The 15,345-nt window shown below is 68.2% G+C and carries 19 protein-coding genes; 5 read left to right on the top strand and 14 right to left on the bottom strand.

What is annotated here, in order from left to right; translation table 11 throughout:
* The first annotated feature begins 1,339 nt into the window (after positions 1-1,339).
* Genes AAFP35_RS05755 through AAFP35_RS05740 form a run of 4 tightly spaced genes read left to right on the top strand, consistent with a single transcriptional unit; the run spans position 1,340 to position 4,637 of the window.
* Positions 1,340-2,431, top strand: coding sequence for an ATP-binding cassette domain-containing protein (locus AAFP35_RS05755; RefSeq protein ID WP_419220597.1), 1,092 nt, complete (start codon positions 1,340-1,342; stop codon positions 2,429-2,431).
* Positions 2,428-3,231, top strand: a complete 804-nt coding sequence (locus tag AAFP35_RS05750) for an ABC transporter permease (RefSeq protein WP_419220596.1) — start codon at positions 2,428-2,430, stop codon at positions 3,229-3,231. Before AAFP35_RS05755 ends, AAFP35_RS05750 begins: the two co-directional genes overlap by 4 nt.
* On the top strand, positions 3,228-4,094 hold the full coding sequence (locus AAFP35_RS05745) for an ABC transporter permease (protein WP_419220595.1): 867 nt from the start codon (positions 3,228-3,230) through the stop codon (positions 4,092-4,094). Before AAFP35_RS05750 ends, AAFP35_RS05745 begins: the two co-directional genes overlap by 4 nt.
* Positions 4,095-4,139: 45 nt before the next feature.
* Positions 4,140-4,637 carry a phosphoribosyltransferase gene (locus AAFP35_RS05740; protein WP_419220594.1) on the top strand — a complete coding sequence of 166 codons (498 nt, stop codon included), beginning with the start codon at positions 4,140-4,142 and terminating at the stop codon, positions 4,635-4,637.
* Here the strand turns inward: AAFP35_RS05740 and AAFP35_RS05735 are convergent.
* The 14 genes from AAFP35_RS05735 to rpsJ all read right to left on the bottom strand — a co-directional run bounded on the left by AAFP35_RS05735 (position 4,588) and on the right by rpsJ (position 14,054).
* Complete coding sequence (locus tag AAFP35_RS05735; RefSeq protein WP_419220593.1) at positions 4,588-5,775, bottom strand: hypothetical protein; 1,188 nt, start codon at positions 5,773-5,775, stop codon at positions 4,588-4,590. The two genes, AAFP35_RS05740 and AAFP35_RS05735, sit on opposite strands and share 50 nt — an antisense overlap.
* Positions 5,762-7,021 carry a sensor histidine kinase gene (locus AAFP35_RS05730; RefSeq protein WP_419220592.1) on the bottom strand — a complete coding sequence of 420 codons (1,260 nt, stop codon included), beginning with the start codon at positions 7,019-7,021 and terminating at the stop codon, positions 5,762-5,764. The genes AAFP35_RS05735 and AAFP35_RS05730 overlap by 14 nt, the downstream gene beginning before the upstream one ends.
* A gap of 120 nt (positions 7,022-7,141) precedes the next feature.
* Complete coding sequence (locus AAFP35_RS05725) at positions 7,142-8,620, bottom strand: alpha-amylase family glycosyl hydrolase (RefSeq protein ID WP_419220591.1); 1,479 nt, start codon at positions 8,618-8,620, stop codon at positions 7,142-7,144.
* A 119-nt stretch (positions 8,621-8,739) separates the two neighbouring features.
* Positions 8,740-9,024 (bottom strand): 30S ribosomal protein S17, encoded by a 285-nt coding sequence (gene rpsQ, locus AAFP35_RS05720; protein WP_419220590.1) that lies wholly within the window; start codon positions 9,022-9,024, stop codon positions 8,740-8,742.
* On the bottom strand, positions 9,021-9,254 hold the full coding sequence (gene rpmC / locus AAFP35_RS05715) for a 50S ribosomal protein L29 (RefSeq protein WP_330432749.1): 234 nt from the start codon (positions 9,252-9,254) through the stop codon (positions 9,021-9,023). Before rpmC ends, rpsQ begins: the two co-directional genes overlap by 4 nt.
* Entirely contained in the window at positions 9,254-9,670 is a 417-nt protein-coding gene (gene rplP / locus AAFP35_RS05710) for a 50S ribosomal protein L16 (RefSeq protein WP_004020548.1), read from the bottom strand. Before rplP ends, rpmC begins: the two co-directional genes overlap by 1 nt.
* Positions 9,671-9,673: 3 nt before the next feature.
* Positions 9,674-10,480 carry a 30S ribosomal protein S3 gene (gene rpsC / locus AAFP35_RS05705; RefSeq protein ID WP_419220589.1) on the bottom strand — a complete coding sequence of 269 codons (807 nt, stop codon included), beginning with the start codon at positions 10,478-10,480 and terminating at the stop codon, positions 9,674-9,676.
* Positions 10,480-10,890 (bottom strand): 50S ribosomal protein L22, encoded by a 411-nt coding sequence (rplV, locus tag AAFP35_RS05700; protein ID WP_286318639.1) that lies wholly within the window; start codon positions 10,888-10,890, stop codon positions 10,480-10,482. Before rplV ends, rpsC begins: the two co-directional genes overlap by 1 nt.
* A complete protein-coding gene (gene rpsS, locus AAFP35_RS05695; protein WP_006332376.1) occupies positions 10,890-11,171 on the bottom strand; it encodes a 30S ribosomal protein S19 in 282 nt (93 codons plus the stop codon). The genes rplV and rpsS overlap by 1 nt, the downstream gene beginning before the upstream one ends.
* A gap of 20 nt (positions 11,172-11,191) precedes the next feature.
* Positions 11,192-12,028, bottom strand: a complete 837-nt coding sequence (gene rplB, locus AAFP35_RS05690) for a 50S ribosomal protein L2 (RefSeq protein ID WP_419220588.1) — start codon at positions 12,026-12,028, stop codon at positions 11,192-11,194.
* Between the two features lie 33 nt (positions 12,029-12,061).
* Positions 12,062-12,367, bottom strand: a complete 306-nt coding sequence (rplW, locus tag AAFP35_RS05685; protein WP_419220587.1) for a 50S ribosomal protein L23 — start codon at positions 12,365-12,367, stop codon at positions 12,062-12,064.
* 2 nt (positions 12,368-12,369) lie between these two features.
* Positions 12,370-13,077: a 50S ribosomal protein L4 gene (gene rplD / locus AAFP35_RS05680; protein WP_419220586.1), complete on the bottom strand. Its 708-nt coding sequence runs from the start codon at positions 13,075-13,077 to the stop codon at positions 12,370-12,372.
* Positions 13,074-13,730, bottom strand: coding sequence for a 50S ribosomal protein L3 (rplC, locus tag AAFP35_RS05675; protein ID WP_419220585.1), 657 nt, complete (start codon positions 13,728-13,730; stop codon positions 13,074-13,076). Before rplC ends, rplD begins: the two co-directional genes overlap by 4 nt.
* An 18-nt stretch (positions 13,731-13,748) precedes the next feature.
* Positions 13,749-14,054 carry a 30S ribosomal protein S10 gene (gene rpsJ, locus AAFP35_RS05670; protein ID WP_003938093.1) on the bottom strand — a complete coding sequence of 102 codons (306 nt, stop codon included), beginning with the start codon at positions 14,052-14,054 and terminating at the stop codon, positions 13,749-13,751.
* Positions 14,055-14,562: 508 nt separating this feature from the next.
* Between rpsJ and AAFP35_RS05665 the strand changes: the two genes are divergently transcribed.
* Positions 14,563-15,345 (top strand): succinate dehydrogenase cytochrome b subunit, encoded by a 783-nt coding sequence (locus tag AAFP35_RS05665; RefSeq protein WP_419220584.1) that lies wholly within the window; start codon positions 14,563-14,565, stop codon positions 15,343-15,345.

Here is a 15,345-nt window from a genome sequence, read left to right as displayed (position 1 = left end):
TCCACTCGCTCTCGTTCGGTTCGGCCGGTCTGGCGGTGACATGCACCGACCGCACCCGAGATAACGAATGCGGCATCGACCGACACATCTACGTCTCGTTCTTGATCCGTCATCGCCGACGTGGCTGTACGCCGACGACCCTCCCCCGACTTTCGATCCCCCGATCGCGTGGTCCGCGTCCGCCGGCTGCTTAGTACCTGCAACTAACCGTCACGAACTCACGTAAGTCGTTATTCGATCCGCGCCACCGGTTCGTTACATGCCCGGGACGTCCGATTCCGACATCGCACCGTAACGAAATCGGTCCGCGAACCGGTAATCGACACAGGGGCTGGTTCATCCGGTCGATCGAACGGTCTACCCGGCGCCACGACGCCCGTCGTGGCCCATCCGAGTCGGTGACCGTCGTCAGTGACAGTCGTCACGCGAATCGCCTGCCCACTCGTCATGAAATGCACCATATGGCGCAAACCTGTACGTCGGCTGTCAGTGCCACGTCAGGTCGCCGTGTATCGATGTGGGGCCGTATGTTGGGCCCAGAGGGCCCCGGTACGCCCCCCATCGTCGATCGCCAGGAGGAGCCCGAATGTCCGGAGGACGTCACCGCGCCGATGACCCAGATCGGGTCGGACGTGTGATCGTCGCCTCACCTCCGGCCGCTCCCGCCCCGCCTCGGGCTCGACACCCGGCCGACTCGGTTCCGGACGCGCCGAGTCCGGACGTCCCGGTTCCGGACGCGCCGGTTCCGGGGCCTGCGGCCGACCCGCCTCCGGCCACCGCTGGTCGGCCTCCGGGGCCACGGTCACCGCTCGACCCGGGTCGGGTCTCCCCGACCCTGTCTTCGGGTCCTCTGCCCCCGGGTCCCCGGCCCTCGGATCCCCTGTCCGCGGATGCCGTGCCCTCTGTTCCACAGCCCCGGAATCCACAACCACCGAATCCACGGTCACCGGGTCCCCGGCCCGCTGAACCTCGGCCCGCTGCACCCCGGTCGGCTGCACCCCGGTCCGCTGGACCCCGGCCCTCCGCTCCCCCGCCCCCTGTTCCTCCGCCCTCCGCCGCGTCGCGTCCGGTCGCGCCAGTTCGGCCCCCGGCCGGCCAACCGCCGGTCGCCCCGGCCCGGCCGCCGACTCGCCAGCCCCCGACTCACCAGTTCCCGGCCGACCAGCCGCCAGGCGTCCCGAACCGGCCGACGGGCGCGCGGCCCGCGGCAGGCACGCGGTCGCCCGGCCCGGCTCCCGCCACCGGGCCCCGGGCTCCCGTCGCACCGAACGCCGCCGCCCCGAACTCCGCCGCCCCGACCGGGCGGCAACCATCTCGACAGTCCCCGGTCCGCGAGGCCGTGACGCGGCAGGAACCGGCCCGACAGCCCCCGGCCCAGCAGGATTCTGCCCAGCAGGACTCGGCCCGGCAGGACTCGCTTCGGGACGCTCGGGTCGCTCCCGAGCCCGCCGTTCGCGCGGTCGGATTGCAGAAACGATTCGGCGAGGACGTCGCGGTCGCAGATGTGGGATTCACGGTCGAGAAAGGCACCATCCTCGGTCTGCTCGGCCCCAACGGGGCAGGCAAGACGACGACGGTGAACATGCTCTGCACCCTGCTGTCCCCGGACGGCGGCACCGCCACGGTCGCCGGGCACGACATCGTCGGCGACCCGGCCGCGGTGCGGCGGTCGATCATGCTGACCGGGCAGTTCGCCGCCCTCGACGAATCGCTGACCGGACGTGCCAATCTCATCCTGTTCGGCCGTCTGCTCGGTCTGACCAAGGCTGCCGCCGAGGTGCGCGCCGACGCACTGCTCGCCGACTTCGGTCTGACCGACGCCGCACAGCGGCGCGTCCGTGAATACTCCGGCGGCATGCGTCGACGCATCGACATCGCCTGCGGACTGGTCACCCGGCCGGAGGTGGTGTTCCTCGACGAACCGACCACCGGCCTCGACCCCCGCAGCCGTCAGGAGGTGTGGCAGCTGGTCCACCGGCTGCGCGAGGCCGGGGTCACCATCGTGCTGACCACCCAGTACCTCGAGGAGGCCGACGCACTCGCCGACCAGATCGTGGTCATCGACCAGGGCCGGGTGATCGCGGCGGGCACTCCCGACGAACTCAAGGACCGCATCGGCGCGGCCTTCTACGAGGTGACACCTGCCGACCCGGACGAGATCGCGGCGACCCGATCGGTGCTCGCCGACCTCGGTGCCGAGACCGCGGACACCACCGACCCGCAGCGTGCCGAGTCGGTGACCGTGCCGGCACCCGACGATGCCGACACCCTCGTGGCGATCGTGCACCGCACCAGCCGGGCGGGCATCCGCCTCGCGGATGTGGCGCTGCGACGGCCCACCCTCGACGAGGTGTTCCTCACGCTCACCGATCCCGGTCGCCGCGCCGACCACACGCGTGACATCGAGACGACGACCGTGCGGGCCACGTGAGCACGAACGCATTGATCGACGACACGGCGCTGACCGCACCGCGGATCAGCGCCATGCGTCAGTGGTGGACGCTGGCCGGGCGCGGGGTCGCCGGCATCATCAGCAGCGGCGAGTTCGTCTTCGCGATCATGGCGCCCGCGTTCCTGGCGGTGTGCTTCTATCTCCCGCTGCGCTCGATGATGGACGCCGGGGGCATGGACTACGCGCAATACCTGATGCCGATCATCGCGCTGCAATCCGTCGGATTCGTGGCCTCCGCGTCGGCGATGCGATCGTCGGCCGACGGACTGCGGGGTATCAATGTGCGTTTCCGTGCCATGCCGATCCATCCGGCGGTGCCGATGGCGGCGCGCGGCACGGCCAACGCCGTCCTCCTGGTGATCTCGCTGATCTTCGCCACCATCGCGAGTCTGCTGATCGGCTGGCGCCCCCACGGCGGTGTGCTCGGCACGATCGGCCTGTACGTGGTGGTGCTCGTGGTCGGCATGCTGGTCGCGGTCGTCGCCGACGCGGCCGGTCTGCTGGCCCGGAGCCCGGAGTCGGTGAGCCAGATGATCAGCCTGCCGGTCCTCATCCTCGGCATGCTGTCCACCGGTTTCGTTCCCGCCGAGAGATTCCCCGACTGGATCGCGCCGTTCGCACGCAACCAGCCGGTCTCGCAGTTCTCCGATGCGATGCGCGCCTTCAACGACGGCAGCGCCACCTGGACCGTCGTCGCGCCGACCGTCTACTGGTGTGCGGGCCTGGCCGTGTTCGCCGCCGGTTTGCTGTACTGGGCCGAACGGCGGGCTCGCGGATGACCGCTGCACATCGCGCCGCCGAACCGCACACCGACGACGAGCACCCGACCCTGCCCGACGCCCCGGTGGCGGCCGGACCGCGGGAGAGTTCCGTGGCCGCCTGGCTCGCACACACCGTCATCCTGGCCGGTCGCCAACTGTCGGTCTGGGTCCGCGACTACACGACGCTGGCCCAGAGCCTGCTGTTCCCGGCGCTCACGATGATCATGTTCACCGTCGTCCTCGGGGACGTGGTCAGCGAGACGACCGGTCAGGACTCCGCGTTCGGGACGGTACCGCTGGTGATCCTCGTCGGCGCGATGTTCGGTTCCATGGCCGCTGCCGTCCGACTCAACCGGGAGCGTGGCACCGGCCTGCTGGCCCGCCTGTATGTACTGCCGATCCACCGAGCTGCCGACCTGAGCGCACGCATCATCGCCGAATTGGTACGCATCCTGGTGGCGACGATCGTGTTGCTGATCGCCGGTCTGGCCATCGGATTCCGGTTCACGCAGGGTGTGGGCGCCGCGATCGGCATCGTCGGGGTCGCGCTGCTCTACGGGATGTCGTTCTCGATGGCGGTGTTGGCGCTGGCCGTCAACGCACGTCCCGGTGGACCGATCGTGCCGATGATCTCGCTGCTGGCCAGTGTGATGATGTTCTTCAACTCCGGCTTCAGCCCGATCGAGGCGTACCCACAGTGGCTTCAGCCGATCGTCACCAATCAGCCGATGACGCCGGCGATCGAGGTGATGCGGTCGCTGGCGACCGGCGGACCGATCACCGAGAACCTCGTCAAGGTCGTCATCTGGGCGGTGGCGCTGCTGGTCGTCTTCACCTGGCCCGCGTTGCGCGGATACCGGCGCGCGGCCACGAACCGCTGACGGGTCGCGACACCCGATACGACGCGCGCTTGGCAGAGTTGACCCATGGACATCGCATCCCCCGATCGGGAGATCCTCACCTGGGAGCTCAACGGCCAGGCCTGTCGCGAACTCGCGCAGCGCGTCGCCGACGACGGGTTCGTCCCCGACATCATCCTCGGGATAGCCCGCGGCGGACTCATCCCGGCCGGCGCGCTGGCCTACGCGCTCGACTGCAAACTGCTCATCTCCCTGAACGTCGAGTTCTACACCGGCGTCGGCGAGACCCTCGCCGAGCCGGTGCTGCTGCCGTCGCTGCTGGAGAGCAGCGGGCTCACCGACCAGACCGTGTTGGTGGTCGACGACGTCGCCGATTCCGGCAAGACGCTGGCCCTGGTGAACGACTACTGCCAGCAGCAGGGCCGGGTCGCCGAGGTCCGCAACGCCGTGCTGTACACGAAACCGCACACGGTCACCGTGCCGGACTACTGCTGGCGGACCACCGACAAGTGGATCAACTTCCCGTGGTCGGCGGACGGCCCGGTGGTCGATCCGGCCGGTTGATCGACGCGTCGCCCACCACCCCTGCCCGATCGCCCACCGCCCGATCGGGACCGGCCGCGACGTGTTCTGCGCCGACGTGTTCTGCGCCGTCGTGTTCTGCGGCGTCGCGACCGTGGTCGGTGAAATCGTGGCGACGGGTCACCCCACCCGAGTTCACCACCACCGTGGCCCGGATCGCCCGCCCCTGCGGTAGCACCCGGGCGGTGACCCGGCCATCGTCGAGGCCGTCGAGTTCGGCGACGAGCGTGTCGTCGAGCATGCTCTGCACGGCAGGGGCGAGCGGTGTGGTCCCGTCGTCGAGCAGCACCACGTTGATCCCGCGTTCGCGCGCCTGCCAGACCGCGTCACGCACCCGGGCGGCTCCCCACGACGGCGCCCGAATGCCGTCGCGCAGTTCGGCCTCGACCAAACGGGCCCGGGCCACCTCGGCCGCGCTGAACTCGTGTCCCCCGGCCACCTGTTCGAGGAGCGGTCGGGCACGTCGTTCGAGCTGAGCGAGTTGTCGATCGCGTTCCTCGGCGACCGCGAGGGCCGCGGCATCGTCGGCGGCGAACCGCACCGCGCGCGTCCGCAGGATGACGATGCTGCGCGCCATCGGGCGCAGCATGACCGCGAAGAGGGTCGCGAAGATCATCACCGGATACACCCAGGTGGTATAGCCCGCGCCGGTCGCGAACCCCAGTCCACGGCCTGCGCCCCAGATGCCCGCGGACAGGGTCAGCGCAACCGCGCCCGTCCAGGCCGGACCGAGACGCCCGCGCACCGCGAGCAACGCGAGCACCACGATGCCCGTCACCGCAGACGGCGACACCTGTGCCGGCTCGAACGTGTCCATCGGCAACGACCACAGCGCCAACGCCGTGCCGGCCACCATGAGCACCACCCCGAGCACACCTGCCGGGTAGGGCAGGCGATGCCCGGGGATCCGCGTCATGGCGACCACGTCGACGGCCAGGATCCCGAACGCCACGGTCAATCCCACCCAGCTCAGGACCGAGTCGATGTCGAGGCCCGAACCGACGGTGACGACCACGTACATCACCCCGAGCACGATGACCGCACCCGTGACGGGGCGCGACCTCAGCCCGAACAGATCGTCGATGTCGAGGGTCGTCGACGACGGTTCACGCGCGGTCATCACGATCCCAACGCAACACGACCGTCGTACCCCGGCCCGGTTCGCTGCGGATCTCCGCACTGCCACCGGACAGCTCGGTCATCCGACGACGGATTCCCCCGGCCACACCGAGGCGTTCCGGCGGTACCTGGGCCGGCTCGAAGCCTCGCCCGTCGTCGACGACCGCGACGACCATGCGTGCCTCGCCGAGGTTGCCGACCACCACGCACGACGACCCGGCCCCGGCATGCCTGCGGAAGTTGCGGATCGCCTCGCCGATCGCGTCGACGACGGCGGCCACCACCGCGATCGGATACCCGGCATCTGCGCCCTCGACCGTGATGTCGACCTCCACGTCGGTGTCGAGGTCGGCCACCGCCGAACGCAGTCGTTGCGACGCGTCCTCGACACCGACGAGCGTGTCGCAGGCGACCTGGTCGTCACGGTGATCGAGTTCCTCGAGGGCGGCGCGCGCATGCGCGCTCAGACGCGGCGGCGGCCGTCCGACGTCGATGGCCAGCAGGATGGCGATCACCCTGTCGTGGATCAGCGTCGCGAAGCGTGCACGCTCGGCCTGTTCGGCGATGGGTGCCGCGGACGCCGCGGCCGCCCCCATGGCCGCGGTGCGCGATTCGTCGAGGACCTGCGCCGTCCGCACCGCAACCGCCGCGATCGCGATGAAGACGCACATCAGGGCGATGTTCAGCAGGCAGCCGAGGTAGGTGTCCACCCCCACCTGCCCGTAAAGGCCCAACTCGTTGGCGCTGCGCGCGGCCACCGTAGCGACCACGACATACCCCAATGCCATCGGGGCCGACCCGATCAGGGCGAACATCAGGCCCGGGATCCCGGGGAACTGGACAAGCCACACACTCCATCGCGCGCCGTCGTCGGCGGTGTCACCGTTGAACGCGAGGAACCAGAGACCGAGCGCGGCCAGGAATCCCAGCGTGCTCGACCAGGCGACCGCCCCCAGGTGCGTCATCCGCGGGCGATACGACGTCACGATCAGCGCGAGTGCCGGGCCGGCCACCAGCAGCACGCTCAGCGGCGGCCACCACGGCGCGGTGACCTCGGCGCGCGCGGCGATCAACGGCAGCAGGCCGACGGTGAACGTGATCAGTCCACACCCCAGATAGCGGGTGCCGATCCGACGGATCCGCTCGACGTCGGAGTCGTCCCGGGGGCCGGCGACCTGTGCCGAGATCCGACGGATCCACTGCCACGACGACGATCCCTCCACCGCTGTCGACGCGTCCTGGGTCACCGTTCATCTCCGTCGCCGCCCGTCGATCATCGGTGAACCGCGCCGGGCGAACGCGACGGTTCGCCGCTCATCGTGCCCGCCCGGGTCCCTGCGGCGCGAACCGGCCATCCCGGTGTCCGCTCAGCGCAGCCGGTAGAGCTGCCATCCCCAACCGACGAGCGACACCTCGACCGCCCCGTCCGACGCGGTACGCACCGTCTCCCCGGACAGCGGGTTGTCGAGGCACACCGCGATCTCGGCGGTCGACGGCGCGTCGGCACCGTCCCAACCGGGCAGCACCCGTGCCGAGGCAGTCCGGTCCCCGAGATTGACCGCGACGATCCACCGCCCGGCGCCGGTGCGAGCCCACGCCACCACCGCATCCGACGAGCCGCGCACCTCACACAGCCGCCACGATCCGGCCCGAAACGTGTCGTCGCGCAGCACCTCGAGGAACGCGCGATAGAAGACGGCGCGGTCGGTGTCGACCGGCTCGTCGGGAAACCGTCCGAGCTGCACCGGCAGTCGCGTCCGCCTGCCCTCGATCTGGCCCTGGTGGATCAGTCGGGCACCGGGCTGGGTGAAGGTGGCCACCGCCGCCTGTCGGTCTCGTTGACCGAACGCCGACGCGGCCCGATCCTCGTCGTGGTTCTCGATGAACCGCAACGTCGACGACTGTGCGGCGGAATCCGCGGCGAGCGTCGGCCACAGCCGCGGCGGGTCGTGACGCAGCGTGTCGTAGAGAGCCTTGTCGTAGCAGTGATCGAAACCCTGCGCTGCCAGTGCGGTCCCGGTGCTCCAATAGGCTTCCGCGACGAAACAGAATCCCGGGTGATCGGCGCGGACCGCCTCGATCATCATCGGCCAGAACTCGTCGTCGGGGGCCGGTCCCACACGCTCGCCCCAGGTGGCCGCGAACACGTCGTTCATGACGAGCATCGCCATGTCGCAGCGAACGCCGTCACAATGGGCCGCGATAGACCGGAGGGTCTCGACGATCTGTGCGCGCAGGCCCGGGGAGAAGGCGTTCACCTGCACCACGTCGCGCCACGCCGGGAAGTACGGGTCTCGACCGTTGGCCAGTACCGCCTCGCCCACCGGCACGAACGATTCCGGACGGTGTGCCAGGTCGTCGTCGGTGCCGGAGACGAACCACTCCGGATGAGCCGTCGTCCACGGGTGGTCGACGGCGACATGATTCGGGACGAAATCCAGCAGCAACGCGATACCGCGACTCGACAACGCCTCCCGGGCGCGCGCCAGCCCCTCGCGACCACCGAGATGGTCGTCGACGACGTACTCGTGGACCGCGTACGGCGAACCGACAACGTCGTCGTCGGTCAGGTCCGGTAGGGCCCGGGCGAAGGACTCCATCAGCGGGGCGTCCGCGCGAGCGATCGCGATCCCGGTCGGGCTGCGCCGCCACACCCCCATCAGCCAGACCGCATCGAATCCGTATCCGGCGATCGCATCCCACTGTTCGTCCGGGACGCCGGCCAGATCGACCGTCCGGCCGTGCTCGGCCGACAACGCGGCCAGCCACGGCCAGGTGTTGATCTCGTAGATGAGCGGCGACGGCGGCAACTGTCGTCCGGGCCGCGACTCGGCGGAGGAGCTCACGAGTGCATCTCTACCGCATGGATACCGGCCGTGCCGACGATTCCGGCCCGCCGGACGCACAAAAGCGGCCCGCCCCCTCAGGGGACGGGCCGCTTCTGGCACATCTCGCGGAGAACGACCTACTTGGCCTTCTCCAGCACCTCGACGAGGCGCCACCGCTTGGTGGCCGAGGTGGGGCGGGTCTCCATGATCCGCACCCGGTCGCCGATTCCGGCGGACTCGTTCTCGTCGTGTGCCTTGACCTTGCTCGTGGTGCGGATGATCTTGCCGTAGAGCGGGTGGCTCTTACGATCTTCCAGCTCGACCACGATGGTCTTCTGCATCTTGTCGCTGACCACGTAACCGATCCGCTCCTTGCGGCTGTTACGCGTTTGCGTCTGGGTCACTTTCTGGTCCTCACTCATGCGTCATCGCCCTCCGGTCCCGACGCCAGACCCAGCTCACGCTCGCGCATCACGGTGTAGATCCGGGCGATCTCGCGACGCACGGTCCGCAGGCGGCGGTTGTTGTCGAGCTGGCCGGTGGCCATCTGGAAACGAAGGTTGAACAGCTCTTCCTTCGACTCGCGCAGACGATCGACCAGATCGGTGTCACTGAGCTCACGCAGCTCGTTCGCTGCCACTCCGAGTGCCATCAGAACTGCTCCTCTCTGGTCACGATGCGGGTCTTGATCGGGAGCTTGTGCTGCGCGCGACGCAGGGCCTCGCGAGCGATCTCCTCATTGGGGTAGGTCATCTCGAACAGCACACGACCCGGCTTGACCGGGGCGACCCACCATTCCGGCGAACCCTTACCGGAACCCATGCGGGTCTCGGCAGGCTTCTTGGTCAGCGGACGGTCCGGGAAGATGTTGATCCACACCTTGCCGCCACGCTTGATGTGCCGGTTGATGGCGATACGAGCGGACTCGATCTGACGGTTGGTGATGTACGCGCCTTCCAGTGCCTGGATGCCGTAGTCACCGAAGGTCACCTTGGTGCCGCCCTTGGCCTGGCCCTTCAGGCTGGGGTGGTGCTGCTTGCGGTGCTTGACCCGACGTGGGATCAACATGGGCTAGCCCTCCTGCTTCTCTGCTCCCGCACCAGCGGTGGCCTCGGCCGGAGCATCGGCGGCGCGACCCGCTTCGGTGCTCGTGGCAGTGGTTCCCGAGGAACCGCTGCGGCGGGGCCGGCTGGGACGGCGCGGACGACGGTCCTCGGCGGCCGGAGCGGCTGCTGCCAACTCACGCTTGCCACCGACGATGTCACCCTTGTAGATCCACACCTTCACACCGATCCGGCCGAAGGTGGTCTTGGCTTCGTAGAGTCCGTAGTCGATGTCGGCGCGCAGCGTGTGCAGCGGCACGCGACCTTCGCGGTAGAACTCACTGCGGCTCATCTCTGCGCCGCCCAGACGACCCGAGCACTGGACCCGGATGCCCTTCACGTTCGGCTGACGCATCGCCGACTGGATGGCCTTGCGCATCGCACGGCGGAACGCCACACGGTTGCTCAGCTGCTCGGCGACGCCCTGGGCCACGAGCTGTGCCTCGGACTCCGAGTTCTTCACCTCGAGGATGTTCAGCTGCACCTGCTTGCCGGTCAGCTTCTCCAGATCGCCACGGATCCGGTCGGCCTCGGCGCCGCGGCGACCGATGACGATGCCCGGACGCGCGGTGTGGATGTCGACGCGAACCCGGTCACGGGTGCGCTCGATCTCCACCTTGGCGATGCCGGCGCGCTCGAGTCCCGTGGACAGGAGCTTGCGGATGGCGACATCCTCTTTCACGTACTCCGCGTACTGCTTGTCGGCGTACCACCGCGAACTCCAGTCCGTGGTGATGCCCAGACGGAAGCCGTGCGGGTTGATTTTCTGACCCACTACTGGGCTCCCTTCTTCGGCTGACGCGACCGGCCGCGGCCGGCGGTGGCCTTCTCGGGAAGGCTCTCGACGACGACGGTGATGTGGCTGGTGCGCTTGCGGATGCGGAACGCACGACCCTGTGCACGCGGCTGGAACCGCTTGAGCGTCGGGCCTTCGTCGGCGAACGCGGTGGCGACGACCAGGGTCCGGCGATCCAGATCCAGGTTGTTCTCCGCATTCGCGACGGCGCTGGCAAGCACCTTGTAGACCGGCTCGGACGCCGACTGCGGGGCGAACCGCAGGATGTCCAGAGCCTCGTCCACGTTCTTGCCGCGGATCAGGTCGATCACACGGCGCGCCTTCATCGGCGTGACACGCACGAAGCGAGCCGTCGCCTTGGCGGTCGGGTTCTCAGTCTTCGTAGTCATTACCGACGCTTCGCTTTCCGGTCATCCTTGATGTGACCCTTGAAGGTGCGGGTGGGGGCGAACTCGCCCAGCTTGTGGCCGACCATGTTGTCCGACACGAACACCGGCACGTGCTTGCGGCCGTCGTGCACCGCAAAGGTGTGTCCGATGAAGTCGGGAATGATGGTCGAGCGGCGTGACCAGGTCTTGATGACCTGCTTGGTGCCCTTCTCGTTCTGCACGTCCACCTTCTTCAGGAGATGGTCGTCGACGAACGGGCCCTTCTTGAGGCTACGTGGCATTCTCTTACCTCCTCCTGTTCTTATCGCTTGTTCTTGCCGGTGCGACGGCGGCGAACGATCAGTGCATCGCTTGCCTTGTTCTTGCGGGTGCGGCCTTCCGGCTGACCCCACGGGCTGACCGGGTGGCGACCACCCGAGGTCTTGCCCTCGCCACCACCATGCGGGTGGTCGACCGGGTTCATCACGACACCGCGGACGGTCGGGCGCTTACCCTTCCAGCGCATACGGCCGGCCTTGCCCCAGTTGATGTTCGACTGCTCGGCGTTGCCGACCTCGCCGACGGTGGCGCGGCAGCGCACGTCGACGCGACGGATCTCGCCCGAGGGCATACGCAGGGTCGCGTACGCGCCCTCCTTGCCCAGCAGCTGGATCGAGGCCCCGGCCGAGCGCGCCATCTTCGCGCCGCCACCCGGACGCAGCTCCACGGCGTGCACCTGGGTACCGGTCGGGATGTTGCGCAGCGGCAGGTTGTTGCCCGGCTTGATGTCGGCGGTCGCACCGCTCTCCACCACGTCGCCCTGCTTGAGTCCCTTGGGCGCGATGATGTAGCGCTTCTCGCCGTCCACGAAGTGCAGCAGCGCGATACGCGCGGTGCGGTTCGGGTCGTACTCGATGTGCGCGACCTTGGCGTTGATGCCGTCCTTGTCGTTACGACGGAAGTCGATCAGACGGTAGGCACGCTTGTGGCCGCCACCCTTGTGACGAGTGGTGATGCGACCGTGCGCATTACGTCCACCCTTGCTGTGCAGCGGACGGACGAGCGACTTCTCCGGGTGGTCACGGGTGACCTCCGCGAAGTCCGCGCCACTGGAACCGCGACGGCCCGGGGTCGTCGGCTTGTATTTACGAATAGCCATGAGTTGAAAGTCCCTCTACTCTCGAGCCTCCGGTCAGCCGACCGGGCCCCCGAAGATCTCGATGGGCTTGCTGTCTGCGGCCAGCGTCACGATCGCGCGCTTGGTGTCCTTGCGCTTGCCGTAACCGAACCGGGTGCGCTTGCGCTTGCCCTGACGGTTGGCCGTGTTGACGCTGGTGACCGTGACGTCGAAGATCTTCTCCACCGCGATCTTGATCTCGGTCTTGTTCGAGTCCGGGTGCACCAGGAAGGTGTAGACGTTGTCCTCGATCAGTCCGTAGGACTTCTCCGAGATGACCGGCGCCAGGATGATGTCACGCGGGTCAGCCTGCGTAGCCATATCTAGGCCTCCTCTGTTGCGTCGGCGACGGGAGACTTCGTCTCAGTCGCAGTCTTCGTGTTCTGCGCGATGAACGCGTTGAGCGTCTCGACGCTGAACACCACCTCGTCCGAGTCGAGGACGTCGTAGGTGTTGAGCTGATCCGGCGCGATCGGCAGGACGTTCTGCAGGTTCGCGACGCTCTTCCACGCGGTGTCGTCCTCACGGCCGAGCACCACCAGGAACTTGCGGCGATCGCTCAGGCTCTCGAGGAACACCCGAGCCGACTTGGTCGACGGGGTCTGCCCGGCAACCAGCTCGGTGATCACGTGGATGCGCTCGTTGCGTGCCCGGTCCGACAGGGCGCCACGCAGTGCGGCGGCCTTCATCTTCTTGGGCGTGCGCTGGCTGTAGTCACGCGGCTGCGGGCCGTGGACGGTGCCACCGCCGGCGAACTGCGGTGCACGGGTCGAACCCTGGCGGGCGCGACCGGTGCCCTTCTGCCGGTACGGCTTGGCTCCGCCACCGCTGACCTGACCGCGGGTCTTGGTCGCGTGGGTGCCCTGACGGCCTGCGGCCTGCTGGGCCACCACGACCTGGTGCATCAGCGCGATGTTGGCCGGCGCGTCGAACAGCTCTGCGGGCAGATCGACCGTGCCGGTGGACTTGCCGTCGGCGGACTTGACGTCCAGCGTCAGCTTCGTTTCGGACTTGACTGCATCGGTGCTCACTTCGCACCACCCTTCACTGCGTCGCGGACCACCACGATGCCGCCCTTGCGGCCGGGGATCGCGCCCTTGATCAACAGCAGACCGGCCTCGGCGTCCACCTTGTGAACGGTGAGGTTCTGCGTGGTCACGGTGTCGTTACCCATGCGACCCGCCATGCGCATGCCCTTGAACACGCGACCCGGGGTGGCGCAGCCACCGATCGAGCCGGGTGCGCGGTGCACGCGGTGCGCACCGTGGCTGGCGCCCAGACCGGAGAAGCCGTGACGCTTCATGGCACCGGCGAAGCCCTTGCCCTTGGAGGTGCCCGTCACGTCGACCTTGGTGCCGGTCTCGAAGATCTCGGCGGTCAGTTCCTGGCCGATCTCGAGCTCCGAGACGTCCGCGACGCGGATCTCGGCGAGGTGGCGACGCGGGGTGACCCCGGCCTTGGCGTACTGCCCGGCGACCGGCTTGGTGACCTTGCGCGGGTCGATCGCACCGTAGGCGAGCTGCACGGCGGTGTAGCCGTCCTGCTCAGCCGTGCGGAGCTGGGTGATGACGTTCGGTCCGGCCTGGATGACCGTCACCGGGACGACACGGTTGTTCTCGTCGAAGACCTGGGTCATGCCGAGCTTGGTGCCCAGGATGCCTTTGGTTGAACTCTGGTTGCTCATATCTCTCTCGCCCCCCGCCTACTGAATGTTGACGTCGACGCTGGCCGGCAGGTCGATGCGCATCAGCGCGTCCACCGTCTTCGGCGTCGGGTCGAGGATGTCGATGAGTCGTTTGTGAGTGCGCATCTCGAAGTGTTCGCGGCTGTCCTTGTACTTGTGCGGCGAACGGATGACGCAATAGACGTTCTTCTCGGTGGGCAACGGCACCGGGCCGACCACGCGCGCCCCGGTGCGGGTCACGGTTTCCACGATCTTGCGCGCCGAAGCGTCGATCGCCTCGTGGTCATAGGCCTTGAGCCTGATGCGGATCTTCTGTCCCGCCACGCTGTGTCCTCTTCCGTCAGTTGTTCTCGACAGACAAACACCGCGTGACCTGGGCCGGCACTGTACGCCGTTGGGCACATGACCACCCGCGTGAGAGTCGGGGATCGACGCTGTTCATCTGTCGTTGTACGTTGGCTCTCCTTGGTGGAAAGCCCGTTGTGCTCCGGCACCCGCGGTCGGGCGTGTCGTGTCCGTACGCAGTATCGAGCGCACGCGTTACACGCCCTGGCCCGGAATCCGGGGCCTGGGAGTCATTCACCTGGCCGTGGCCGCAGGAGAACCCACGTCCGCCGGTCAAGGCAACCCGACAAGTATGCACCAGGTCGGAGCGGGATTCAAATCCGTCCGCGCAGACGTGGGCGTCGACCCCGCCGGCCCGTGTGAGTGATGCTTCGCACATGACGATGTCGATGGTCGGGTTCCCGGCGGCAAGCGCGGACGCGCTCTAAGCTCAGCGCAGGGATCCGAGGTCCGGCTCGCCAGCCCCGAGCCGACGGGAAGGTCTGGCATGAGCACGCTCATCCCGCCCCACTCCGAGTCGGGGATCGACCACGCCGGCGAGCCGATCGCCACTCCCCGATCCGTGGCCCTGTCTGCCCGACCGGCACCACGCCGGATCTCGAACGTCACCCTCAAGGTCGTCATGGCGCTGACCGGCACGGTGTTCGCCCTGTATGTGCTGGTGCACATGATCGGCAATCTCAAGGTCTACACCGGTGCCGACCACTTCGACGCCTACGCACACTGGCTGCGCACGCTGCTGGAGCCCCTGCTCCCGTACGAGGGCATGCTGTGGATCTTCCGGGCGGTCCTGTCGATCTGCCTGATCGCACACCTGGCCGCCTCGCTCCTGCTGATCGGGCGGTCGCATCGGGCCAAGGGACGGTTCCGACGCACCGGTCTGGGGTGGCGACGGTGGCCCGCCGTACTCATGCCCTACACCGGGCTGGTGCTGCTGATCTTCATCGTCTTCCACATCCTCGACCTGACCACCGGTACCGGCCCGGCTGCGAGCGACGAGTTCATCGCCACCACCCAGGACGGTTCGCACGCCTATCACAACCTCGTGCAGAGCTTCGAGCGCTGGCCGGTCGCCACGTTCTACATGATCGTCATGGTCCTGCTCGGACTGCACCTGGTGCACGGCATCTGGAGTGTCGTCAACGACCTCGGCGTCACCGGCCGACGATGGCGCCGGCTGGGTGCCCTGGTCGCGGGTGTGGTGGCCGCGGCCGTGATGATCGGCAACATCAGCATCCCGCTGACCGTCGTCGCCGGGTGGGTGCGCTGA

The organism is Gordonia sp. CPCC 206044 (genome assembly GCF_048537895.1).
Taxonomy (GTDB): domain Bacteria; phylum Actinomycetota; class Actinomycetes; order Mycobacteriales; family Mycobacteriaceae; genus Gordonia.
The sequence above is the reverse complement of the archived record's forward strand: the minus strand, read 5'-3'. Positions and strand labels throughout refer to the sequence as shown.

Excerpts from the sequence above, each read along its gene's own strand:
- AAFP35_RS05740 (WP_419220594.1), top strand. The coding sequence starts at position 4,140 with ATGGACATCGCATCCCCCGATCGGGAGATCCTCACCTGGGAGCTCAAC.
- rpmC (WP_330432749.1), bottom strand. The coding sequence starts at position 9,254 with ATGGCACTCGGAGTGGCAGCGAACGAGCTGCGTGAGCTCAGTGACACC.
- rplC (WP_419220585.1), bottom strand. The coding sequence starts at position 13,730 with ATGAGCAACCAGAGTTCAACCAAAGGCATCCTGGGCACCAAGCTCGGC.
- rplV (WP_286318639.1), bottom strand. The coding sequence starts at position 10,890 with ATGACTACGAAGACTGAGAACCCGACCGCCAAGGCGACGGCTCGCTTC.
- AAFP35_RS05735 (WP_419220593.1), bottom strand. The coding sequence starts at position 5,775 with ATGACCGCGCGTGAACCGTCGTCGACGACCCTCGACATCGACGATCTG.
- rpsQ (WP_419220590.1), bottom strand. The coding sequence starts at position 9,024 with ATGAGTGAGGACCAGAAAGTGACCCAGACGCAAACGCGTAACAGCCGC.
- rplP (WP_004020548.1), bottom strand. The coding sequence starts at position 9,670 with ATGTTGATCCCACGTCGGGTCAAGCACCGCAAGCAGCACCACCCCAGC.
- rplB (WP_419220588.1), bottom strand. The coding sequence starts at position 12,028 with ATGGCTATTCGTAAATACAAGCCGACGACCCCGGGCCGTCGCGGTTCC.
- rplW (WP_419220587.1), bottom strand. The coding sequence starts at position 12,367 with ATGGCTACGCAGGCTGACCCGCGTGACATCATCCTGGCGCCGGTCATC.
- AAFP35_RS05665 (WP_419220584.1), top strand. The coding sequence starts at position 14,563 with ATGAGCACGCTCATCCCGCCCCACTCCGAGTCGGGGATCGACCACGCC.
- AAFP35_RS05745 (WP_419220595.1), top strand. The coding sequence starts at position 3,228 with ATGACCGCTGCACATCGCGCCGCCGAACCGCACACCGACGACGAGCAC.
- rpsS (WP_006332376.1), bottom strand. The coding sequence starts at position 11,171 with ATGCCACGTAGCCTCAAGAAGGGCCCGTTCGTCGACGACCATCTCCTG.